Source organism: Kocuria tytonis, from assembly GCF_003226895.2.
Classification (GTDB): Bacteria; Actinomycetota; Actinomycetes; order Actinomycetales; family Micrococcaceae; genus Kocuria; species Kocuria tytonis.
The window spans coordinates 1,238,427-1,260,796 of record NZ_PNJG02000001.1 but is presented as its reverse complement, the minus strand read 5'-3'; the positions used below and the strand labels follow the sequence as shown (position 1 = coordinate 1,260,796).

The following is a 22,370-nucleotide window of genomic DNA, read 5'->3' as shown; positions in this document are numbered from 1 at the left end:
GGCTCAGCCCAGTCCGAGGTTCCGCGCCACCACGTCCACCGCGAGCTCGTACCCGAGCACGCCCGCACCGGCGATCACGGCCGTGGCCTGCGGGGACACGAACGAGGTGTGCCGGAAGGCCTCCCGGCGGTGCACGTTGGAGATGTGGACCTCCACGACCGGCAGCTCGCACATCTCCAGGGCGTCGTGGATGGCCACGGAGTAGTGGGTCAGCGCCGCCGGGTTGATCACGATCCCGCACGCCTCGGTGCGGGCCCGCTGGATCCAGTCCACGAGCTGGCCTTCCCAGTTGGACTGCTCGAACACGACGTCCAACCCGTACGTGAGCGCCCGGGCGCGCACGTTCGCCTCGAGGTCCGCCAGGGTGGTGTGCCCGTAGATCTCGGGTTTGCGCGTGCCCAGCGTGTTCAAGTTGGGGCCGTTGAGGACGTGGATCGGCAGCTCGCTCATGCCCCCATTCAAGCGCATCGGCCCCGCGCGCGGTCCTCGGGACGGACGACGCCGCCGTGGTGCCTCCGGCGGGGAGGGCCACGCGCGCAGCTGCCGGCACGGACGCCGCCACGCCGCCCTCGGCGGGGAGGGCCTTGCGCGGCCCCGGCACGGACGACGCCGCCGCGGTGCCTCCCGTGGGGAAGGCGCCGCGGCGGCGTCGTCGTGGGGTGTGCCTGCCGGCGGGTGTGGCCCGGGCGGGCACGGTGGTGGACTACTTGGCGCCCAGCGAGTCCACGATCTGCTGCATGACCGTCTGGTCCGCGAGCGTGGAGACGTCCCCCACGGGGCGGTCCTCGGCCACGTCCTTGAGCAGGCGGCGCATGATCTTGCCGGAGCGGGTCTTGGGCAGCTCGGGGACGATCAGCACCTTCTTGGGCTTGGCGATCGGGGAGATCTCCCGGCCCACGTGCGCGCGGATCTCCTCGGCGAGCTCGGCGGCGTCCCGGTTCTCGGCGGTGGCCTGGTCCGAGAGGATCACGAACGCGAAGACCGCCTGGCCCGTGGTCTCGTCCTTGGCGCCCACCACGGCGGCCTCGGCCACCGAGGGGTGGGAGACCAGCGCGGACTCGATCTCGGGCGTGGAGAGCCGGTGGCCGGAGACGTTCATGACGTCGTCCACGCGGCCCAGGATCCACACGTCCCCGTCCGCGTCCCGCTTGGCGCCGTCACCGGCGAAGTACTTGTCCCCGAACTGTCCCCAGTAGGTGTTCACGAAGCGCTCGTCGTCGCCCCAGATGGTGCGCAGCATGGAGGGCCACGGCTTGCGGACCACCAGGAAGCCGTCGGTCTCGTTGGGAAGGGAGGTGCCGGCGTCGTCCACGACGTCCACGGCGATGCCCGGCAGCGGCACCTGCGCGGAACCCGGCTTGGCGGCGGTGACCCCGGGCAGCGGGGAGATCATCATGGCGCCGGTCTCGGTCTGCCACCAAGTGTCCACGATGGGGCAGCGCCCGCCGCCGATCACGCGGTGGAACCAGGTCCACGCCTCGGGGTTGATGGCCTCGCCCACGGTGCCGAGCAGACGCAGGGAGCTCAGGTCCCACTCGCCGGGGATCTCCTCGCCCCACTTCATCATGGTGCGGATGGCGGTGGGGGAGGTGTAGAGGATGCTCACGCCGTACTTCTGCACGATCTCCCAGAAGCGGCCGCGGTGCGGGGAGTCCGGGGTGCCCTCGTAGATCACCTGGGTGGCGCCGTTCACGAGCGGCGCGTAGGCGATGTAGGTGTGGCCCGTGACCCATCCGACGTCCGCGGTGCACCAGTAGACGTCCGTCTCCGGCTTGAGGTCGAACACGTTCTTGTGGGTGAACGCGGCCTGGGTGAGGTAGCCGCCGGTGGTGTGCAGGATGCCCTTGGGCTTTCCCGTGGTGCCGGAGGTGTAGAGGATGAACAGCGGATCCTCGGCGTTCTGCTCCGAGGGCGTGTGCTCGGTGGAGGCGTTCTCGGTGACCTCGTGCCACCACACGTCCCGACCGTCCTGGAACGCTACGTCCTCGCCGTTGCGCTTGACCACCACCACGTGCTGGACGGAGTCCCCGCCCTTCTCGAGCGCCGCGTCCACGGCGGGCTTCAGCGTGGTGGGCTTGCCGCGGCGGTAGGAGCCGTCCGCGGTGACCACGAGCTTGGCCTCGCCGTCCTCGATGCGCGAGCGCAGGGCGTCCGCGGAGAAGCCGCCGAAGACCACGGAGTGGATCGCGCCGATGCGCGCGCACGCGAGCATGGTGATCACGGCCTCCGCGATCATGGGCATGTAGACGGCCACGCGGTCGCCCTTGCCCACGCCGAGGGCCTCGAACGCGTTCGCGGCCTTGGAGACCTCGTCCTTGAGCTGCGCGTACGTGTAGGACGCGCTGTCCCCGGGCTCGCCCTCGAAGTACAGGGCCACCCGGTCCCCGTTGCCGGCCGCCACGTGGCGGTCCACGGCGTTGTACGCGGCGTTCAGGGTGCCGTCCTGGAACCACTTGGCGAACGGCGGGTTGGACCAGTCCAGCACCTCGGTGAACGGGGTGGACCACGTGAGCAGCTCACGGGCCTGGTCCGCCCAGAACTCCTCGCCCTGCTCCTCGGCCCGCGTGTACAGCTCCGCGGTGGCGTTGGCCTGGGCGGCGAACTCCTCGCTCGCGGCGAAGGTCTTCGGCTGGGCTGCGGGATCCGGGGTCATGGTGCTCCTTCACTGGGGCCGGTGCGCGCCGCTTGCGCGGGCGCGTGGTGCAGTTCACATTCTTCCGCTCAGCCTAGTGGAACCGCGCGGGCGCGCTCCATCGTGCGCGGGCGCATGTCGGCCCGGTTCTGCGGCGCCCGGCCGGGTTTGACCCTTGTCATGGCGCACAGCATGATCGAGGGCATGGAGACCCCCGCCGCAGCCGAGCACGTGCGCTTCGTCCCGGCGCGGCAGGCGGAGCAGGCGGCCGCGCGGCGTCGTCGTGCCGGGAGCGAGACGGCCCTGTCCAGGACGCGGCGTGCGCGGCGCATCCAGCGGATCCTCGCGCAGACGTACCCCTACGCCGTGGCGGAGCTGGACTTCGACGACGCCTGGCAGCTGCTCGTGGCCACCGTCCTGTCCGCGCAGACCACCGACATCCGCGTCAACGCGGTCACGCCGGGGCTGTTCGCCGCGTACCCCGGCCCGCGCGAGCTGGCCGAGGCGCCCGCCGAGGACGTCCAGGAGATGGTGCGCCCGCTCGGCTTCTACCGTTCCAAGGCGCGCTCGATCCAGGCCCTGGCCGCGCGCATCGTGGACGAGCACGACGGCGCCGTGCCCGGCACGCTCGAGCAGCTCGTGACCCTGCCCGGCGTGGGGCGCAAGACGGCGAACGTGGTGCTCGGCAACGCGTTCGGGGTGCCCGGGATCACGGTGGACACCCACTTCGGACGGCTCGCTCGCCGCCTGGGGTGGACCGGGAACGAGGACCCGGTGAAGGTCGAGAAGGACGTGGCCGCGCTGTTCCCGCCCGCACTGTGGACGGAGCTGTCCCACGAGCTGATCTACCACGGGCGGCGGATCTGCCACTCGCGGAAACCCGCGTGCGGGGTGTGCCCCGTGGCGGACCTGTGCCCTTCGTACGGCGCGGGCCCCACAGACCCGGAGGCCGCCCGGGCGCTGCTGGGCTACGAACTGAAACCCGGCCGCGAGGAGCTGCTCGCCGGCTTCCTGGCGGGACGCACCCGGCGGCAGCTGCGCGCCGAGGGACACACGCTCAGCGCGTGAGAGGACGGACGATGACCACTTCCCAGGCTCAGCCGGGCAGCCCGCGCGAGCAACTCGTGGAGCTCGCGCGCCACGGCGACTCCGTGCTGATGCAGGACCGCGAGCCCTGGCGGATCGGGCAGCTGGACGAGAACTTCCGGCACTCGGCGGTGCTGATTCTCTTCGGCGCGCTGGACAGCGTGCCCTCCGCGTACGCCGAGCACGCGGAGGGCCCCGGGCGGGACCTGGACGTGCTGCTCGTGCAGCGCGCAGCCAATCTGCGGGCGCACCCCGGGCAGGTGGCGTTCCCGGGCGGGCGCCTCGACCCGCCGGACGGCGAGCCCGGCACCACCCTGGAGACCCCCGGCGGGACCGTGAGCGCCCCGCACGTGCGCGCGGCCCTGCGCGAGGCCCGCGAGGAGACCGGCGTGGACCCGGACGGGGTGGAGGTGCTCGGCGCGCTGCACGAGGTGCCGCTGCCCGTGAGCAACCACCTGGTGACCCCCGTGATCGGGTGGTGGCGCAGCCAGTCACCCGTGGACGTGGTGGACCACGCCGAGTCCTCCCTGGTGTTCCGCGTGCCCGTGCTGGACCTCATCAACCCCGCCCACCGCTACTACGCCACCGTGAGCCGGGGGAGCCAGACCTACAAGTCCCCGGCGTTCGACGTCTCCGTGGCCGGGGTGCCCGAGACCGTGACCGTGTGGGGCTTCACCGGCGTGGTGCTGGACCGCGTGCTCGATCGGCTCGGGTGGTCGGTGGAGTGGGACCGCTCCGTGAAGCGGCCGGCGCCGGGGATGGGGCCGAAGGCGTAGGGCCAGGTTGAGGCGCGCCCTGCTCCAGCCTGGAAAGCAATACCTGTGATGTAGACCACTCGACTGCTAATCTCCGAGCTATCCACAGCGGTGTCCTCATGCGGGAAGAGCGGTCGTGCGATCACAACGGATTATCAGTGTGGACGGTCTGCAGGTGGAGTTTGCCACTCCCATGGAGACCGTCCACGCTGTGAACGAGCTCGACGTCTCCTTCGCGGAGGGGGAGTTCGTGGGGCTCCTGGGCGCCAGTGGCTCGGGCAAGACCACCTTCGTCAATGTGCTGGCCGGGTTGGAAAACGCTACGGCGGGGGCGGTCACCGTGGCAGGGCACGATCTGCGTGCCCTGGGCGCTGCGGAGCGGGCTCGGTTGCGCAGGGAAGACATTGGTGTCGTGTTCCAGGACAACAACCTCGTCCAGGAGTTCACAGCCCGGGAGAACGTCGCCCTTCCACTGATCATGGGCGGAGTCCGGCGCAGGGACGCCCATGCCGAGGCCGATGACATGCTCGATGTCCTGGGGCTTGAAGGTCTCGGGGGCAGGGCTCCGCGGCAGCTCTCCGGTGGTCAGCAGCAGCGGGTGGGCATCGCCCGGGCCCTGGTGGGTGGCCGTCGAGTGCTTCTGGCTGATGAACCGACCGGGGCGTTGGACACGCAGAACTCCCGGGCGATCTTCGGCCTCTTCGCCGAGTTGGCCAGTACCGGGGTGACGGTGGTGGTGGCCACCCACGACAGCCTGATCGAGGAATACGCCGACCGAATCCTTGTGCTCCGCGACGGCCGGCTCGTCGAGGACCGGCCCGCACATGGAGCGCCGGTGAGTGGGCGGTGAGCCACCCGGTCGTGCACCTGGTGGGTTTCTACCTGCGTTCACGCGTTGTCCGCAGCATCGTGGTGATGTGCTTCATCGCTTCCTTCGCGGTTGTGGGAGCTTTCCAGACGGCGGCAGCTCTGCGCCTGGATGGGCCCCAGCGGGCGGCACAGTATCTCGGGGATGCGCAGTACGCCGCGGAGGTTCCGACTGCGTCAGGCAGTATCCGGGCCCTCCATGATGAAGAGGACCGTCTCGGGGCTGCCGTGACTGGCGCTGGGGACACTGTGGCCAGCATGGGCCAGGTGGTGTCGTTCCTGGACCTGGATGAATCATCTGAGCAGGTGACGATGTGGGAAGGAGACTGGTCTGAGGAACCTTATCCCGAGCGTTTCTCGCTGACCGAGGGGCGGTGGCCGGACTCCGACAGGGACGTGGTGGTGCAGGACACTCTGGCCGCCTCGTATCCGGTGGGAGACCAGGTCTCGCTTTTCTCCGGCGGGGTGAAGTTCACCGTCGTCGGAATCGTCCACGACGACTTGCAGAGAAATGGGTCTCTCGTGCTGGCCGCCCCCGACGGATGGGACCGCGTTGTCCAGTACGCGAGCACGGGACCTGCCCGCTATGACGCCGACGAGGCACGGACCATGATGCGCTGGAACGGCGGCGATGCCACCGCTGTGCAGTCTGCGATATCGGCCGCGCACGGGGGTGGAGAGGCGGCTCCGGGGGAGCTGATGTCTTTCTCCTTCTACTCCCGGGAAGACTTTTTCGCTGCCCCCGCACCGGGACTGGCGACGGTGCCTGCGCTGATCGGGGTGGTGCCACTGATCGTGGTTCCGCTGACGGTCGGTGGGCTGGGGGCACTGCTGCTCACGCGTCTCATCCGGCGCTCAGGGCTGAGCATGTGGCGGATCGGCGTGGATTCGCGCACCAGCGCCGTCGCCGGGTGGTTGGCCGTGCTCCTCGCCGTGGGCGGGGCCGGTTTGGCCGGTGGTCTTCACGGGGCTGGGGCGGCATGGGTGCTGCGCCCGGCCGTGGATCGCCTCTGCGATCACGCCCTGAGTCCTTTTACGGACCCGGCCCCTGCCGTGCTGCTCGTGGTCGTCTCCGCAGCCGCTGGGGCAACGGGCGCCCTTCTCATGGGCGGGCTGGGTCCTCGACCAGCAGGAACCGCCCGGCAGGGGAACCCGGCCGAGGGCCAGCCATCCCGGAAGACGATGGTGGACGCCGTGCTGGTCGTGGGCATCGCGCCGGGCTGACGTGGGGTGCGTGGACTGCTGCCACACAAGGTCTTGCCTCCACCGCTGCCGCCACACGCACCACCATTGTGCTGTGCATCGCTCTGGCTCTGGCCGTGGGACTGCTGGCCCGCGGGGCGGTGATGCTGCCCGCTCGAAGGCCCGTGCCCGCGCTGGCGCTGCGGCGTCTGCGTCGCACCGCAACCACCACCATGGTCACCGCGGCAACCCTGGCGTTGGTGGTCGCGGTGCCGGTGGCTCTTGCCACCACCACGGCCACCGAAGCACAGGTGATGAACAGCACCGTGGTCTCGGCCGTGCCCGCTGACCAGGTCAACCTCGGGTACTCCACCGCCTCCAGGGGCGGGGTGCCGGCCGCGGTGCGCCACCAGTTCGAGCAGCACACCGGGCTCACCGACCCGGTGGAACTGCGCACGGTGCTCGCCTCCGGGGACTCCGGGGACGGGATGGACCCCATCATCAGTGGGCAACCCACCGCAGTGGCAACATCGGCGGCTCTGGAACGCATCCTGGAACGCCCGCTCACCACCGCGGAACGACAAGGACTCGAGACGGGAAAGGTTCTCACCACCAAACCAGTGGCCGCGGATCATGTGGAGCTCAGCACGATAGAGGGAACCTCAGCGTCCTTCGAGGTGCTCCCCCTGAGCCAGGTGCCACCGGAATACCGGGAGGACACCGCCGGATTCATCGCCTCCAACATGGTGAAGAAGCTGCCGATGGAAGCGACGTACTACGTCTACACGGGGTTGACGCCCGAGCAGGTCGAACATGCCCGGGCCGCACCCGTGGAACTGGGCTTCGACCCGTCCTGGGTGCGCACCCAGGAACCACCGGTGATGTTCGAGACCCCTCCCGCCTGGGTTATCACCTCCTGGGTCATGGTCGTCCTCGTGGTCCTGCTCGCAGCACTCCTGGCCCGGGCCCAGGCCCGGGCACTGCACCCCTACCTCGGTGGTCTCTACGCCGTGGGAGTGAAACCGTCGATGCTGCGACGGGTGGTGCTCACGCAAATGGTGATCCTTATCGGGCTTCCCGTGGCCGGCGGCATCCTCGCCGGGGTGGCCGCCACAGCCGCAGTGTGGGCGATGTTCCCCCAACCCGCGGCCGTCACCGTGCCCTGGGCGGTCGTGGGGGTCGCCGCGATGGGAAGCGTCATAGCCCTGGCGATCGGCACAGTGACCGGCACGGCGCGCCTGACCGCCCGTGCGCGCTTCACCGACTGACTCGGTGCCCGTCCACCGGACCGATCAGAGCCGCGTCACCACAGACAACCCGGGACGTCACCAGGACCAGGGCCCCTTCACGACCCCGCGAGGCACACGCCGACGCCCAGCGGGGCTTCCCCGGAGTCATCCTGGACCGCGTGGAAGACTCAATCGCATGACGGTGAAGCAGTCGGAGATCGACCGGGTCCTGGAACTGGAGTGCGACCTGCAGTCACGTTCCACTCGAGGTGATGTTGCGCGTCTCCGTGAACTACTCGCACCGGATTTCGTCGAAATTGGTGCTTCCGGTGGCCAATGGGACCTGGAGACGATCCTTGGTCTCCTGAGCAGGGAATCGAGCGCACCTGACAGCGCGGAGATCGAGATTTCCGGTTTGTCGGCACGCACCTTGAGTCTCGACGTCGTTCAGGTGTTCTGGGAATCTCGGCGAGGGGAACAACGTGCTCGCCGGACATCCTTGTGGCGGCGCAGCGGCGGCGACTGGCAACAGATCTACCACCAGGGAACGCCGCTGACCTGAAACCGCTGCATGGAGGCCTCACGTGCTGGCCTCGGAGGACTTGGCTGACCACGTGTGCCCTCCGATGGTGCAGGGCGGTGTGGGGCGTTTCCGCACCCGGTCGCAGACCTCTGCCAGAGACTTCCTCCCCTCAGTCCTCGTCGAGGCGCATGCTGCGGACGGCCCGTGACGTCACCAGCAGCAGGACACCCACGAGTCCCACGACGCACACGCCCACCCCCAGGGCGGCGCTCAGCCCGGCGGACACGGCGGCGCCGGAGAGCATCGGGGCCACCACGGAGGCCAGCCCGCCCACCAGTCCGAAGGTGGCGAGCACGCGTCCCTGCATGCCGGATGCGGTGCGGGCGAAGACGTAGCCGAACAGTCCACCGTTGAGCGCAGGAGAGGGCAGCATGCATGCCACCGCGATCACGAACATGAGCACGGGGCGGTGCGGCAGCGCGAAGAACGCCCCGAAGGCCAGCACCATGAACCCCAGCCCCAGGATGGCGGTCCACCCGGCGGGCGCACGGTCGGTGATGGCCGGGGTGATGGCGCTGCCGAGGATGCCTCCCACCGCGAATCCGGCCATGACCAGCCCGATCTGGAACGCGGGCATCCCTTCGGCGCGCAGGGAGAACACAGCCCATGTGGTGGCGGAGAAGACCATGAGATTCACCAGCGGCGCGCTGATCAGCACCCGGAGCAGCGCGGCTTCACTGGCGAGGTAGCGCAGGCTCTCGCGGTATCCGCCGATGATCTGGCGGGGCAGCATGCGTCTCCGGGCGTCCGCACCGGGGGTGGGCGGAGGGCCCAGGTCCACAGTGATGCCACGCAGGCACAGCAGAAATCCGGCATCGCACACGCAGCGCAGAACGAACGGCAACGCCGGGAGAACGCCGTAGAGGGCTCCCGAGGCGGGGGACCCGACAATGGACAGCGTGGCGCTTCGTGCGTGTCCTGCGCTCATGGCGCGCGGGTACTCGGCGGGTGTGATCAACGTCTTCAGGGATCCGTCCAGGGCCGGATCCGACAGCCCCGACGCGGCCGAGGCCACCGCGGTGAGGGCAACGAGCGTTGCCGCTAACCCCCATGAAGGGCCCGCACCCGCCAGCGTGACGGCCACGAGCAGGGCGGCCAGAGCGACGTCGGCGGCGCACAGCACCAGGACGGCCCGGTTCAGGAGCGTACGACGCGATCTCAGGTCCGCGAGCCCACCGCCCACGATCCCCGCGACGAGCTCGAGTGCCGTGAGACAGCCCGCCACCACGCCGGCAACGGCGACGTTCCCGGTGGCGTCGATGACTGCCAGCGAGACCGCCAGATTGGTGCTGGACGTGATGGTCAGGAACGTGGTGGCGCCAAACCACTTCCGGTAGGACGGGTGGCGGAACGGGTTCCTGGGATTGACCATGGGGCGGTCATGGCCTTTCGACGTGCCGGAACGGAAGACCCCAGCATAGGGGGGGGCGGGTGCGCGTCTACTTCGCGTCCGCGTAGGACGTCACCACGGTCGTGGCCACCGGGACCTCCACCGGCACCGTGCCGAACACCGTGTGCACCGCCTGCTCCGCGGCCTGCTCCACGATCTGCCGCACCCGGTCCGCGTGCTGCTCGGCGCAGTGCACCATGACCTCGTCGTGGAGGAAGAACACGAGCTCCGCGTCCACGTCCGCGCTGTGGAGACCCTGCCGGATGTGGCCGAGCCACGCGAGCGCCCACTCCGCCGCCGAGCCCTGGACCACGAAGTTGCGGGAGAACCGGCCGTGGCTGCGGGACGCCTGCGCGGCGCGGCGCTCGCCGGCCTGCGTGTCCGTGGCGCGCTGCACCTCGAACCACTCCGGGCCCGGCGCGGGGGACCAGCGGCCCAGGTAGGTGCACACCTGCTGGCCGAGCTCACCCACGCGTGCGGCGTGCTCCACGTAGCCCACGGCCCGCGGGAACATGCGGGTCAGCTGCGGCATGAACCGCCCGCCCGCCCCGGACGTCGCGCCGTACATGGCCCCGAGCAGCGCCAGTTTCGCGTGGGAGCGCTCCGTGAGCTCGGAACCGCGGGCCTGGCCCTGCTCCGCGATGGCGGTGTAGAGGTCCCGGCCGCGGGAAGCCTCGGCCAGGGCGTCGTCGCGCGCGAGGATGGCGAGCACGCGGGGTTCGAGCTGGGCGGCGTCCGCGACGACGAGCGCGTGGCCGGGGTCCGCGCGCACCGCGTCCCGGATGTACTTGGGGATCTGCAGGGCACCACCGCCGCGCGCCGCCCACCGGCCGGTGACGACGCCGCCCACCACGTACTCGGGGTGGAAGCGGCCCTCGTGGACCCAGGTGTCCAGCCAGTGCCAGCCGGTGGCGGAGAAGACGCGGGAGAGCTTCTTGTACTCGAGCACCGGGGCCACCGTGGCCACGCGCTGCTCCTGCGGCTGACCGTTGACGAGCGTCCAGTCCTGGAGCTTGAACGCGCGGGTGGTGTCCACGTCCACCCCGGCGTTGCGCAGGGCCTTGAGCAGCTCCACAGGCGAGTCCGGGTTCAGGGTGGGAGCGGCCAGGGCGGTCCGGACCTCCTGGGCCAGCTCCTGCATCCGGGCCGGGCGGTCCTCACCGGCCGGGCGCGGGCCGAGCACGTCCTCCAGGATCTGCTCGTGCACCACGGGGTTCCACGGGATGCCCCGGTGGCGCATGTCCGCGGCCACGAGCGCACCCTGGGACTCGAGGCTCAGCAACCGTTCGAGGCGCTGCGGGTTCCGGGCCGTGGCGCACGCGCTGGTCTGGGCCGCGAGCTCATCGATCAGCTCCGCGACGCCCGGCCCGCGCTCCTCCGCCACGGCGAACAGCGAGCCCTGGTTGCTCGCGGTGGACGACGATCGGGGCCCGGGGACGTGCCTCGGGTCCGCCGGTTCGAGGACAGGACGGTAGTCGAGGGGACGCGGTTGCCCGGCGTCGTCGGGCGCGCCCGATCCCGGTGCGGTGGACGCCGTGGCCAGGATGGTGGCGCACAGTCCCAGGTCCCGGCACCGTGTGACCCACACGTTCGCGGCGCACAGCAGCGCGGCGGGCACGGAGGTGTCCTGCCAGGTCCACACGGGCGGCTGCACCCCGGCCTGTGCGGCAGCGTCCTCCCGCTGGGCGACCACGCCGGGCAGCTCCGCGTCCGGGACGGTCAGTTCCTGCCCCGCGCGCTCGCCGTTGGCGGAGACCACCTGCAGGACCCAGGTCCCGGGCTCGGCGGCGGCCACCACGATGTGCATGGGCTCATTATGCGGGGCGGTTCCGACAGCGGCGGCCTCGATGCTTCCGGGGTCCCGCCACGCCGAACCCCGGTACCTCATCAGGCTCGGCCCCGGCCTGCCGACCGACCCGGTTCCCGGCTCGTCGACCGGCCCGGTGGCAGGTCGGCCCGTGGCGTGGGTCGGCAGCAGGCCCTGCCGGCGCACGACCACGCGCCGCCGGACTCATCCGGCGGCGAGCACCTCCCGAGCGTGGGTGTACTTCCGCGCCAGCCGGACACGGGTGTCCGCGTCCAGCAGGGCCGTACGGGCGGGGTCCGTGTTGTCGTCCAGGTCCGCCTGCTTCACGGCACGCCACCTGGTTCGACGCCACGCGCCGGTAGTAGGTGTCCCGGTCCTCGTCCGAGCGCTTGGTCATGGCGTCGACCGCCTCCACGACCGTGTCCGGGAAGTCCGAGCGGAGGTCCTCGAGAGTGACGGGAGTGTCCTCCACGACGTCGTGCAACCAAGCGACCACCTGCGCGGTCTCTTCCTGCTCGACGGGCGCGTACCGGCACACCCGCTCCGCGACGCGGCGGGGGTGGTCGATGTAGTCCGCGCCGGTCTTGTCCGTCTGCCCCTGGTGCGCCCGGGTGGCGATGTCCCTGGCGCGGTCCGTGAGAGTGCTCATGGCTCCTCCTCCATGCCGGTCGGGAGCGGTGAATCCTGCGCCGTGGCCGGGGAACCGCCCACGTGTTCTCGGAGTCAGGAAATCCCGTCCCGCTGATGGTTCCAGGTCTACCGGACGGCCAGGACACGCATAAGCGACGGTGGCCGCCCCCGAACCGGGCCGAACGGGCCGGGGGGAGCGGGCGACGTCGTGGTCCGTGGCGCCGGTGGGAGACTGGGCGGCATGACGAGCGAGCCGAGCGAAGACCGGGACGTGCCGTGGGCCATGCAGCTGGTGGTGCACCGGGACCGGGCGAACCCCGCGCGGGAGGTGGACGTGGCGGAGGCGGCGGCGAGCGCCGTCGTGAAGCTCCTGGCGGACGAGCGCAGCGCGCCGGGCGGGCCGTGGCACGAGGCCGTCCGGACGTGGCGGAACGTGCAGATCCGCAAGCTCGTGCGCCGCGCGGACGGGAAGCGCTGGGACGACGTCCAGTCCCTGCCCGGCGTCACGGTGGTGCGTGCCAGTACGGACGACGACGCCGCTGCCGCCGTGCGCGCGTTCGTCCCGGCCCCGGTGCGCCCGCTGCCGAAGGAACTGCACAAGCTGCAGGTGTCCGGAACGCAGTTCCCGGAGGGCGGTGGATCCCGCAACGAGGACGCCGTGGTGACCGTGGAGGTGGCACCCGGGCTGGGCATCTCCAGCGGGAAGCTCGCGGCGCAGTGCGGGCACGCCGCGCAGCTCGCGTGGGAGGCCATGCCCCGTGATGTGCGGGAGCGCTGGCGGGCGGACGACTACCGCGTGCGGGTGGTGTTCCCCACGGCGCCGGAGTGGATTGCGGTGGAGCGGCCCGTGACCGTCACGGATGCCGGGCTGACCGAGCTGGACGGCCCCACGGAGACGACGCGGGCGTGGTGGGGGTGAGCGGGTCAGGACATCGGCTGCGGGAGGGTCACGGACTGACTCGCGGCTGCCTGCTGGACTCCGCTGAGGAATTCGCGCATGAGTCGGTCAGTACGTCCCCAGTTGACGACGGCAACGGAGAACCGGGGGCGGCACGTGGCGAGGAGCCGGGATCCGTTCTCGTGATCGCTCTGCACCGCGAAGCGGATGCGCTCACCCCACGCACTGAATGACGGGCCGGTGTCGATCATGCCGCCATCCGGTCCCAGTTGCCTCAGCCCCAGTTCCATGCTGTCCCGGCAGGCGGCTTCGACGAGCGGCGGGACCTCTGCAACGGGGACATCGAGGGTGAGAGAGCCCTGGCTGCGGGCACCGTAGGTGATGATCTCCAGGCCTGGTGCGCGGTGGATACGCGCTCGGTAGGCCAGAAGGTCGACGAGGAGGCCGAAGCCCAGAATGATCCCAGCACCCCACAAGAACACGGGCGAAAACCCTCCGTTGCTCCAGCGGACAATGAGAACGATGACCGCAGAGTAGAGCAACCACCACAGCAGGGCCACGGTGACTGACTTGCGAGTGACTGGCTTGATGTCCATCCGTCCACGCTGGCAGGCGCACCCCGCGGGGACAACGGCCCTCCGGCCAGACCTCGGCATCGTCACCGGATCGTGACGGGCCTCGCTCAGCGCCGGCGGTCAGGGGGACCGCCGAGACCCCGCACGGCGTCCCCCCTGCACACCCCACGGCCGCCCGCGGTGGGCGTCCGGGCGCTCCACAGACCGCGCCTCCCGGGTCCGCGACACGGTGCGGCCCGGCCACCGTGGGGGTATGACCAGCGCACACACCCTGGACCCCGGCGCACCGCCCACGGACTCGCCCCGCCGCGCGCGGCGAGCCGCCGAGATTCCCGCGGATCAGCCATTGCCCGTCGCAGCGGGGATCTCCGACATTCAGCATCCCGGGGCCCACCACGGCGGGCACCAGCCTCCCGCCACCTGCCCTCCCGCTGCCGGCGCGGGCGCGCACGCCTGGGACGATCCCATCGCCCCGAGGCGGCACGTCGGCCACGCCGTCTCCACGGGTGAGCTCGGCCATCCGGGTGGCCGTGGTGTCCGGCTCCTCACCAGCTCCCCGGACCTCGCGGAAGCGGTGGACGCGGTGTGCATCGGGGCCGGCGCCCCGCTCACGGTGGCGCGCGAGAACGGGGTGGCAGCGGCGTCGTCGGACCTGGTGCTCGTGGACGCGGACTGGCGCGGGGACGGTGTGCCGCCGGGGTGCGTGGTGGTGGCGCTCGCCGGGAACGGGGACGCGTGGGACGCGGCCGCCCGCTTCCAGGCCTCCGCAGTGGTGGTCCTCCCGCACGCGGCGGCCTGGCTCGCCGAACTGGTCTCCCGGTCCACCCGGCAGACGGCGGAGAGCTCGCTCGGGCGCGTGTACGGCGTCGTGGGCGCCACCGGGGGAGTGGGGGCCTCGACGGCGGCGTGCTGGCTCGCGGGGCACTTCGCCGCGCAGGGGGCGGACACCGTGCTCGTGGATGGCGACCCCCTGGGCACCGGCTTGGACCTGGTGCTCGGGGAGGAGACCGAGGACGGGCTGCGCTGGCCCGAGCTGCACCAGTTCTCCGGAGCTGTGGCCGCGGACCAGCTGTGGGCCGCGATGCCCCGGGTGGACGCGCTGCGCTACCTCTCGTGGGACCGCCACGCCACGCACGCGGACACGGTTCCCGCGGCCACCGTGGTCTCCGCGCTGCGCGGGGCCGCCGCGGTGCAGGTTGTGGACCTCTCCCGTGCGGGTCTCGCCCGGCAGGCGCCCTGGTGCGACGCCGTCGTGGTCCTCGCGCCCCGCACGGTGCGCGGGGTGCTGGCCGCCGAGCACGCCGTGCTCACGTGCGGTGCGGTGCCCGCGGTCACGGTGCTCGCGGGTCTCAACGTGGCCGACGTCGAACCCCGCGTTCTCGCCGAGGCCACCGGTGCGCCGTGCGTGGCCACCCTCGCGTTCGACTCCCGCGTGCCGCAACACCTGGACGACGGCTCCGTCCTGCGCCGGGGCCGCATCTCCCGGCACGCGAAGGCCGTGGCCCGGATCGCGGACGCCCTGGAGACGGCCTCGTGAACCCCGCGTCCCCTGGTGCGCAGGGCCAGGATCTGACCGCGGTGCTCGACGACGCCTTCGTGGAGCAGGTGCGCGAACGGCTGCTCGCGGAGGGCGGGGTCGTCACCGACACCCGGATCGCCCGTGCCGTGCGGGAGACCGGGCGGGTGCTCGGTGCTGTGGGCTCGGTCCGGGCCGCCCAGCACGTGAAGGCGCAACTGACCGGGCTGGGGCCCCTGGAACCGCTGCTGCCTGCGGAGGGCCTGAGCGACGTGTACGTCAACGGGCACGAGAACGTGTTCGTGGAGACCACCGGAGGCATCCGGCGCGTGCTCTCGCCGTTCACCGCGGAGTCCCAGGTGCGGGCCCTCGCGGTCCGCCTGGTCACCGCGGCAGGGAGACGGCTGGACGACGGGCACCCGTGCGTGGACGTCCAGACCGCCACCGGGCTGCGCGTGCACGCCGTGATCCCGCCGGTGTCCACGGGAGGGACCCTGCTGTCCATCCGCTTCCGGTCCCCGCAGCGGCTCTCGCTCGCGGACCTCGTGGGCTCCGGCACCGTGCACCCGTTCGTCGCGGACGTCCTCACGGATGCGGTGGCGGCGCGGACGAACCTCATGATCAGCGGAGCCACCGGCTCCGGCAAGACCACCGTGCTGTCCGCGCTGCTGTCCCAGTGCGCGCCGGAGCAGCGCCTCGTCCTGGTGGAGGACGCCGCCGAGCTGGACCCGCGGCATCCCCACGTGGTGGGGATGCAGTCCCGCCAGGAGAACGTGGAGGGCGCGGGCTCCGTGGACCTCGCGGACCTCGTGCGGCAGGCACTGCGGATGCGCCCCGACTGGCTCGTGGTGGGAGAGTGCCGCGGCGCGGAGGTCCGCGAGCTGCTCACCGCCCTGAACACGGGGCACTCCGGTGCGGGCACCGTGCACGCGAACTCGGCCCGGTCGGTGCCCGCGCGACTGGCGGCCCTCGGCTCGCTCGCGGGCCTCGGCCGGGAGGCCGTGGACCTGCAGGCCGCCAGCGCACTGGACCTCGTGGCCCACGTGGACCGCACACCCTCCGGACGACGTCTTCAATCCCTGTGCACCCTGCACCTGGCGGACGGGGTGCTGACCACGAGTCCCGCACTCACCGTGGAAGCCGGGCATCCCGTGAAGGGGCCGGGATGGACCCGGCTGGCTGCGCTGCTGGCCCGCGGGCGTGATGCCCCGTGATGGCCATCGGGGGCGCGGGTGCGCTGATCATGGCCGCCCTGCTGGTGTGGAGCGGGTCCGCGGGGGCCGCGGGCAGGCTTCGTGCCCTGGGCGCGGGAGGACCCCCTGGGGTCGAACGGCCGCCCTCGGGGTTCCGCGCCCGGTGGCGACGCAGGGACCGGGCCGCCGAGGCCATGCAGTGGGTCACCCTGGTGCGCCGACTGGCCGCGCTGCTCACGGCGGGACGCGCTCCGGCCACGGTGTTCGGTGAGGTCTCCGCGGCCTCTGGAGGAACCGGGCCCACGGGCCGGTGGATCACCCGGGTGTGCGGGGACGTCCACGCCGCAGCCCAGGTGGGGGTGCCGGTGTCCGCGGGGCTCGCCCGGTTCGCCGGCGGGCCCGCCCCGGTGGGGGACCGGCTGCTCTCGGCGACCGCCCGGTCCGTGTGCGCCCAGCTCTCCGCGTGCTGGGAGATCTCCGAACGCTCCGGGGCGTCCCTCGCGCAGACCCTCTCGGGTGTCGCGGGGTCCCTGGAATCCCAGCTCGACGCGCAGGCCGCCCGGGAGAGCGCGCTCGCCGGACCCCGCGTCACCGTGCGCACCCTGTCCTGGCTGCCGGTCCTGGCCCTCGGGCTCGGCATGCTCATGGGCACGGACCCCGTGACCACGCTGCTCACCACCGCCTGGGGCCGGGTGGCGCTCGTGGCCGGTGCCGGTCTGACGATTGCCGGGCGGCTGTGGACGCGCACCCTCATGCATCGCGCCGAGGCGGTGAGCGGATCATGATCGTCGCGGTGCTGGCCGGGGTGTGCCTGGCCTGCGGGCTGCTGCTGTGGATCTCGCCGGGTGCGGACGCGGCACCCCGCCGCGCAGGACTGCGCCGCAGGCCCACTCTTCTCCACCGCTCCGCCATCACGTCGTGGGCGGGGCGCTCGCCGTCCGGGCGTCCGACCCCGGGAAGCCCGTGCCCGGAACACACCGGCCTGGACCGCGCAGGCCCCGGCACGATCACGGGCTTCGGGGTGGGAACCCGGGGAAGCGGGCGCACCGCGGGCGGTGACGCGGCGTCGTCGGGAGACCTTCCCGCGCTGCCGGCGGCGGCTCTGGTGGAGCTGACCGCGTGCCAGCTGGATGCCGGGCTGCCCCTCGCGGAGGCCGTGGGGGTCCTGGCCGGGAGCGGCGCAGGGTCCGCGCACCCCGAACTGGCGCGAGCGGCGGGTGCCCTGAGGCTCGGACTGCCCTGGGACACGGCGTGGCCCGGGGATGGGGACCTCTCCCCGCAGATGCGGGACTACCGCGACGCCCTGGAGTTCACGGCCGCGTCCGCCACCGCGTCCGCCGCCGTCCTGCGGAGTCAGGCGGAGCTCGTGCGGCGCGCACAGTACCGCCGGGCGGAACGCGCGGCCGAGGCCCTGGCCGTGAAGCTCGTGCTGCCACTGGGCCTGTGCTTCCTGCCCGCGTTCATGTGCTGGGGCGTGGTCCCCGTGCTCATGAGCCTGCTGCCCAGGGCCTTCGGCTCGTGAACGGCCGCGCCCCTCGCCTGGCGGCACGCGCACGGGCCCCGCCGCTGCCCGGGCCGCACCGGCCCCTCCGGCGACGCCGCCCGCACCCCGCGGGTGGGTCACGTCGCCGACCGCACCCATTACGTCGAGAAGCACCCTCACGAACAGGAGACCACCATGTCTACGACCACTCTTCCCGCGGCACCCACCGCCACCCATGTCCCCGCTCCCGCCGACGACCACCACGACGCCGCATGCGCCCGGCTCGATGCGGGCCGCCCGGCGGACCGCGCCGCCACCGAGTTCCCGCACGAGGTCCCCGACAGCGGCCCCGCGCCCAAGGAGGCACTGCAGCCCGTGGTGCCCACGGACCGGGACGATCCCGACCTCGGGGCCTCCACGGCCGAGTACGCGGTCATCGTCCTGGCGGCCGCGGCCTTCGGCGGTGTCATGGCAGCGGTGCTGTCCTCCGATTCCGTGTCGGGAATGCTGCTCGGGATCATCCAGAAGGCCCTGGCGGTCTGAAAACCCACGGGCCGTGGGGAGTGCGGGGCCGCGGTCGCCATCGGCCGCGGCCCCGCGTTCCTCGCGGCGGGTCGCAACCGGATCGGGTGTCCGCCGCGAACAGGCGCACGAGCCCCACGATTCGACCCGAGACCCGAGACCTGAACCCCGGGCCCCGCACCCGGGCCCGATCACGACCACCGGGCCCACACCCGATCAGCAAGGAGAGGTCATGAGATGTGAGAAGTCACGCGGCCATGCCGTGCCCGAGAGCGACCGGGGCGCGGTGACGGTGGAAACCGCCGTGATCATGCCCGCGCTGGTGCTCCTGCTGGCCGTGCTGCTGGCCGCTGCGGCCGCTGGTATGACCACGGTGCGCTTCGAGGAGGCGGCCCGTGCCTCGGCGCGTGCGGCGGCGCGGGGCGAGAACACGGCCGTGGTGGAGCGCACCGCGCGCGAGATCGCGGGTGACGGCGCGAGCGTCGTCGTGGGGGCGGCCGCCGGCCGGGTGACCGTTGCCGTGAGCGGTCCCGCCCCCGGCATCCTGGGGCGGTGGAGCGACTGGCGCCTCGACGCCGACGCGAGTGCTGCGGTGGAGAGTCCGCCCGGGGGGCCCGGGGGGTCCGGGGGGTCCGGGGGTTCCGATTCAGGGGGTACCGATACCGGGAGCGGGGCCGGTCATGCAGGACCGTGACGAAGGATCCGGCACGGTGCACGGCCTCACCCTGGCCGCCGTGCTGTGCACCCTGCTGCTCGCCCTGCTGCTGGTGGCCCAGGCGGGGATCGCCACCCACCGGGCCGCCAAGGCCGCGGACCTGGCGGCGCTCGCCGCGGCCGACGTCGCTCGCGGCCTGCGTGCCGGCATCCCGTGCGAGACCGCCGAGGCCGTCGCGCGGGAGAACGGTGCGGACGGCGCCGAGTGCGCGGTGGTGGCACCCGAGAACACCTCGGTGGACGTCACCGCGACCATCGACCTGCCGCCACCGCTGACCCCGCTCGGTCCCGCACGAGGAGCGTCCCGCGCCGGACCACCTCCGGGAGAGCCGTGAGCCACCGGGCTGGCCGGCGCGATCCCCGGTGCTCAGGGGGCGAAGCGCAGCACCCCGTTGAGCAGCTTCAGCGCACCGGCCTTGTCCAGGGGATTGTTGCGGTTGCCGCACTTGGGGGACTGCACGCACGAGGGGCACCCGGACTCGCACTCGCACTGGGCAATGGCGTCCCGGGTGGCGGTGAGCCAGCGCCGGAACACGTCGTAGCCGCGCTCGGCGAAACCGGCCCCGCCCGGGTGGCCGTCGTGCACGAAGATCGTGGGCAGCTCGGTGTCCACGTGCAGGGCCGTGGACAGCCCGCCCACGTCCCACCGGTCGCACGAGGCCAGCAGGGGCAGCAGCCCGATCATGGCGTGCTCCGCGGCGTGCAGGGCGCCCGGGATGTCCGGTTCCTCGATGCCCATGGAGGCCAGTTGCGGGCCGGACACCGTGAACCACGTGGCCACGGTGGACAGCTGCCGGGGTGGCAGCTCCAGCGGTTCCTCACCGGCCACCTCATTGGAGGCCACGAGCTTGCGCTGGTAGCTGATCACCTGGGTGGTCACGTCCACGGCCCCGCGGTGGACGGTCACCGGTCCCCACCGCATCGAGTCCGCCACGGAGTCCACGCGCACCTCGGTGACATCCCGCGCCACGGTGTAGAAGTCCGGGAACGCGCGCCGCACGGCCGCAACGTTCAGCTCCTCGTCCAGCTCATCCACCAGATAGGTCCTGCCCTGATGCACGTACACCGCTCCCGGATGCGCCTGGTAGTGCGCCTGCGAGGCCCCCATGGTGCCCAGCACCGTGCCCGTGTCCGAATCGATGATCTGCACCGGTCCGCCCTCCCCGGAGCGGATGGACACCATCCGGGAGGGCTGCTCGGACCGGGTCCAGAACCACCCGGTGGGGCGGCGTCGCAGGTGACCGGCCCCGGTGAGGGAGTCCACGACGTCGCGCGCGGTGGGCCCGAACAGCCCCAGCTCCTCGGGACGCAGCGGCAGCTCGGCGGCCGCCGCGCACAGGTGCGGTGCGAGCACGTAGGGGTTGGAGGCCTCGAACACCGTGGTCTCCACGGGGACGTCGAAGATCGCCTCCGGGTGGTTGACCAGGTACCCGTCCAGGGGGTCGTCCCCGGCGATCAGCGCGGCGAGCGCATGCTGACCGGAGCGGCCCGCCCGGCCGATCTGCTGCAGGAACGAGGCCCGGGTGCCGGGCCACCCGGCCACCAGCACGGCGTCGAGACCCGCGATGTCGATGCCCAGCTCCAGCGCGGACGTGCTCGCCACCCCGAGCAGCCGCCCGTCCCGCAGCTGCTGCTCGAGCTCGCGGCGCTCCTCCGGCAGGAACCCGGAGCGGTACGCCGCCACCCGGTGGCCGAGCGAGGGATCAACCTCTTCGAGTTGTCTGTGGGCGGCCTGCGCAATGGTCTCCGCACCGCGGCGGGAGCGGATGAAAGCAATGGTGCGGACCTGGCGCAGCACCAGGTCCGTGAGCATGTCCGAGGCCTCCGCCGTGACCGTGCGGCGTCGTGGGGCGCCGTTGTCCGAGCCGCCCGGGGACTGTTCCGGCTCCCACAGCACCACCGTGCGGGACCCGTGGGGGGAGGTGTCCTCGGTGACGGCCGTGACGTCCTCCGCGGCCGCCCCGATGAGCTTGGCGAAGGACTCCTGCGGGGAGGCACTCGTGGCGGACGCGCCGATGAACCGCGGGGATGCCCCGTAGTGCGCCGCCACGCGGGTGAGCCGGCGCAGCAGTACGGCCACGTGGGAGCCGAACACGCCCCGGTAGGAGTGCGCCTCGTCCACGATCACGTACCGCAGCCGCCGGAAGAACCGGGACCACCCGGTGTGGTGCGGCAGGACCGCGTGGTGGAGCATGTCCGGGTTGCACAGGACCACGTCCGCGTGCTCCCGGATCCAGCGGCGCTCGCCGGGATCGGTGTCCCCGTCGTAGGTGGCGGCACGGACGTCGTCGAAACCCAGGGAGCGCAGGGACGTGAGCTGGTCCGCGGCGAGCGCCTTGGTGGGGGAGATGTAGAGCGCGGTGGCCTCGTCCGGGTGGTGCAGCATGCCGGGGCGCTGTGCCACAGCCAGTTTCCCGCGGTGGACGGCGTCGAGCACGAGCGACTGGTAGACCAGCGACTTGCCGGAGGCGGTGCCCGTGGCCACGATCGCGTGCCGCGGTGCCGTGAGCGCCTCGACCTGGTGGGCGTAGGGCTCGTGGATGCCCAGCCGCTCGTAGGCGCCGATCACGTCCGGGTGCAGCCACCGCGGCCACGGGGCGTGGACGGGCTCCCGCTCCGGGATCTCCCGGACATGGCGGACCTGCTCGGGGCGGGGACCGCGGCCGAGCAGGTCCACCATGTCCTGCGACGTCGTCACCGCATCATTGTGGCCCACCCCGCGGCTCCGCCCGGACGGCCCGCCTGCCCACGGCAGGCACACCCCCTCGTCCGCGGGAGACACGGCACCCTGTCCGCGGGTGGACCGCGCGTGCCACCCACGGCGGGCACGTGCGTGGAATCATGGGGGCATGAGCAACGACGCGCACTCGCACCCCATGAACATCGCCCACGAGCACGACGACGCCCCGCAGTCCTCTCCCATCACGGAGCTGAGCGAGGAGGAGAGCTGGGAGCTGCTGAAGCAGGCACGGTTCGCCCGGCTGGCCACACGCGACGGGGACGAGATCGACATCACGCCCCTGAACATCGTGACCGACGGCGAGAAGCTCTACTTCCGCTCCGCCAAGGGCACCAAGGTGCTGCACCTGCAGCTGAACCCGCACGTGGCGCTGGAGATCGACCGCACCTCCGGTTCCGAGGCCCACTCCGTGGTGGTCCGCGGCACCGCGGCCATGATCACGGACGCGGACCGCATCAAGCAGGTGGAGGAGCTCGGACTGCGGCCCTGGCTGAACACGGAGAAGATCGAGTACGTGGAGATCACGCCCACCCGCATCACCGGCCGCGCGTTCCGGCTGGGCCACTGA

The 22,370-nt window shown here is 72.1% G+C and carries 22 protein-coding genes and 1 pseudogene; 15 read left to right on the top strand and 8 right to left on the bottom strand.

Annotation, left to right across the window (positions count from 1 at the left end):
- Nucleotides 1–3: 3 nt before the first annotated feature.
- Nucleotides 4–450 carry a type II 3-dehydroquinate dehydratase gene (aroQ, locus tag C1C97_RS05635; RefSeq protein ID WP_233542749.1) on the bottom strand — a complete coding sequence of 149 codons (447 nt, stop codon included), beginning with the start codon at nt 448–450 and terminating at the stop codon, nt 4–6.
- 253 nt (nt 451–703) lie between these two features.
- Nucleotides 704–2,653, bottom strand: coding sequence for an acetate--CoA ligase (gene acs, locus C1C97_RS05630; protein ID WP_110920303.1), 1,950 nt, complete (start codon nt 2,651–2,653; stop codon nt 704–706).
- Between the two features lie 183 nt (nt 2,654–2,836).
- On the opposite strand from acs, the gene nth reads away from it, so the two are divergent.
- The 6 genes from nth to C1C97_RS05600 all read left to right on the top strand — a co-directional run bounded on the left by nth (nt 2,837) and on the right by C1C97_RS05600 (nt 8,313).
- Nucleotides 2,837–3,700 (top strand): endonuclease III, encoded by an 864-nt coding sequence (gene nth / locus C1C97_RS05625; RefSeq protein ID WP_199712199.1) that lies wholly within the window; start codon nt 2,837–2,839, stop codon nt 3,698–3,700.
- Nucleotides 3,701–3,711: 11 nt separating this feature from the next.
- Entirely contained in the window at nt 3,712–4,494 is a 783-nt protein-coding gene (locus tag C1C97_RS05620; RefSeq protein WP_121030387.1) for an NUDIX hydrolase, read from the top strand.
- A gap of 190 nt (nt 4,495–4,684) precedes the next feature.
- Complete coding sequence (locus C1C97_RS05615) at nt 4,685–5,323, top strand: ABC transporter ATP-binding protein (RefSeq protein ID WP_199712176.1); 639 nt, start codon at nt 4,685–4,687, stop codon at nt 5,321–5,323.
- The gene (locus tag C1C97_RS05610; RefSeq protein WP_121030385.1) at nt 5,320–6,564 is read left to right on the top strand and encodes an ABC transporter permease; all 1,245 of its coding nucleotides are present in this window, start codon (nt 5,320–5,322) and stop codon (nt 6,562–6,564) included. Before C1C97_RS05615 ends, C1C97_RS05610 begins: the two co-directional genes overlap by 4 nt.
- A gap of 68 nt (nt 6,565–6,632) precedes the next feature.
- A complete protein-coding gene (locus C1C97_RS05605; protein ID WP_110920306.1) occupies nt 6,633–7,790 on the top strand; it encodes a hypothetical protein in 1,158 nt (385 codons plus the stop codon).
- A gap of 157 nt (nt 7,791–7,947) precedes the next feature.
- The gene (locus C1C97_RS05600) at nt 7,948–8,313 is read left to right on the top strand and encodes a nuclear transport factor 2 family protein (RefSeq protein ID WP_121030380.1); all 366 of its coding nucleotides are present in this window, start codon (nt 7,948–7,950) and stop codon (nt 8,311–8,313) included.
- Nucleotides 8,314–8,443: 130 nt separating this feature from the next.
- Here C1C97_RS05600 and C1C97_RS05595 read toward each other — a convergent pair whose 3' ends face one another.
- The 4 genes and pseudogenes from C1C97_RS05595 to C1C97_RS12480 all read right to left on the bottom strand — a co-directional run.
- The gene (locus tag C1C97_RS05595) at nt 8,444–9,706 is read right to left on the bottom strand and encodes an MFS transporter (RefSeq protein WP_121030378.1); all 1,263 of its coding nucleotides are present in this window, start codon (nt 9,704–9,706) and stop codon (nt 8,444–8,446) included.
- 67 nt (nt 9,707–9,773) lie between these two features.
- Nucleotides 9,774–11,531: a bifunctional 3'-5' exonuclease/DNA polymerase gene (locus tag C1C97_RS05590; RefSeq protein WP_121030376.1), complete on the bottom strand. Its 1,758-nt coding sequence runs from the start codon at nt 11,529–11,531 to the stop codon at nt 9,774–9,776.
- A gap of 204 nt (nt 11,532–11,735) precedes the next feature.
- Nucleotides 11,736–11,858: a hypothetical protein gene (locus C1C97_RS12680; RefSeq protein ID WP_267897592.1), complete on the bottom strand. Its 123-nt coding sequence runs from the start codon at nt 11,856–11,858 to the stop codon at nt 11,736–11,738.
- Nucleotides 11,859–11,964: 106 nt separating this feature from the next.
- Nucleotides 11,965–12,180, bottom strand: a pseudogene (locus C1C97_RS12480) (HD domain-containing protein); the annotation flags it as partial.
- Between the two features lie 222 nt (nt 12,181–12,402).
- Between C1C97_RS12480 and C1C97_RS05580 the strand changes: the two are divergent.
- Nucleotides 12,403–13,080 carry an aminoacyl-tRNA hydrolase gene (locus C1C97_RS05580; RefSeq protein ID WP_121030374.1) on the top strand — a complete coding sequence of 226 codons (678 nt, stop codon included), beginning with the start codon at nt 12,403–12,405 and terminating at the stop codon, nt 13,078–13,080.
- A gap of 5 nt (nt 13,081–13,085) precedes the next feature.
- Here the strand turns inward: C1C97_RS05580 and C1C97_RS05575 are convergent, their stop codons facing one another.
- Complete coding sequence (locus C1C97_RS05575; protein WP_110920639.1) at nt 13,086–13,655, bottom strand: hypothetical protein; 570 nt, start codon at nt 13,653–13,655, stop codon at nt 13,086–13,088.
- A gap of 232 nt (nt 13,656–13,887) precedes the next feature.
- Between C1C97_RS05575 and ssd the strand changes: the two genes are divergently transcribed.
- The 7 genes from ssd to C1C97_RS05540 all read left to right on the top strand — a co-directional run bounded on the left by ssd (nt 13,888) and on the right by C1C97_RS05540 (nt 19,397).
- Nucleotides 13,888–15,171, top strand: a complete 1,284-nt coding sequence (gene ssd, locus C1C97_RS05570) for a septum site-determining protein Ssd (protein ID WP_199712175.1) — start codon at nt 13,888–13,890, stop codon at nt 15,169–15,171.
- A complete protein-coding gene (locus tag C1C97_RS05565) occupies nt 15,168–16,364 on the top strand; it encodes a TadA family conjugal transfer-associated ATPase (RefSeq protein ID WP_233542748.1) in 1,197 nt (398 codons plus the stop codon). Before ssd ends, C1C97_RS05565 begins: the two co-directional genes overlap by 4 nt.
- Nucleotides 16,364–17,128: a type II secretion system F family protein gene (locus tag C1C97_RS05560; RefSeq protein ID WP_199712174.1), complete on the top strand. Its 765-nt coding sequence runs from the start codon at nt 16,364–16,366 to the stop codon at nt 17,126–17,128. The genes C1C97_RS05565 and C1C97_RS05560 overlap by 1 nt, the downstream gene beginning before the upstream one ends.
- Nucleotides 17,125–17,865 (top strand): type II secretion system F family protein, encoded by a 741-nt coding sequence (locus C1C97_RS05555; protein ID WP_233542747.1) that lies wholly within the window; start codon nt 17,125–17,127, stop codon nt 17,863–17,865. Before C1C97_RS05560 ends, C1C97_RS05555 begins: the two co-directional genes overlap by 4 nt.
- Before the next feature lie 156 nt (nt 17,866–18,021).
- The gene (locus tag C1C97_RS05550; protein WP_110920640.1) at nt 18,022–18,369 is read left to right on the top strand and encodes a DUF4244 domain-containing protein; all 348 of its coding nucleotides are present in this window, start codon (nt 18,022–18,024) and stop codon (nt 18,367–18,369) included.
- Nucleotides 18,370–18,580: 211 nt separating this feature from the next.
- Nucleotides 18,581–19,042: a TadE family type IV pilus minor pilin gene (locus tag C1C97_RS05545; RefSeq protein ID WP_121030372.1), complete on the top strand. Its 462-nt coding sequence runs from the start codon at nt 18,581–18,583 to the stop codon at nt 19,040–19,042.
- Nucleotides 19,029–19,397, top strand: a complete 369-nt coding sequence (locus tag C1C97_RS05540; protein WP_110920593.1) for an Rv3654c family TadE-like protein — start codon at nt 19,029–19,031, stop codon at nt 19,395–19,397. Before C1C97_RS05545 ends, C1C97_RS05540 begins: the two co-directional genes overlap by 14 nt.
- A gap of 32 nt (nt 19,398–19,429) precedes the next feature.
- On the opposite strand, the gene C1C97_RS05535 is transcribed toward C1C97_RS05540, so the two are convergent.
- Nucleotides 19,430–21,760: a DEAD/DEAH box helicase gene (locus C1C97_RS05535; protein WP_110920594.1), complete on the bottom strand. Its 2,331-nt coding sequence runs from the start codon at nt 21,758–21,760 to the stop codon at nt 19,430–19,432.
- A 151-nt stretch (nt 21,761–21,911) separates the two neighbouring features.
- Here C1C97_RS05535 and C1C97_RS05530 point away from each other — a divergent pair, with 151 nt between their 5' ends.
- The gene (locus C1C97_RS05530) at nt 21,912–22,370 is read left to right on the top strand and encodes a pyridoxamine 5'-phosphate oxidase family protein (RefSeq protein WP_121030608.1); all 459 of its coding nucleotides are present in this window, start codon (nt 21,912–21,914) and stop codon (nt 22,368–22,370) included.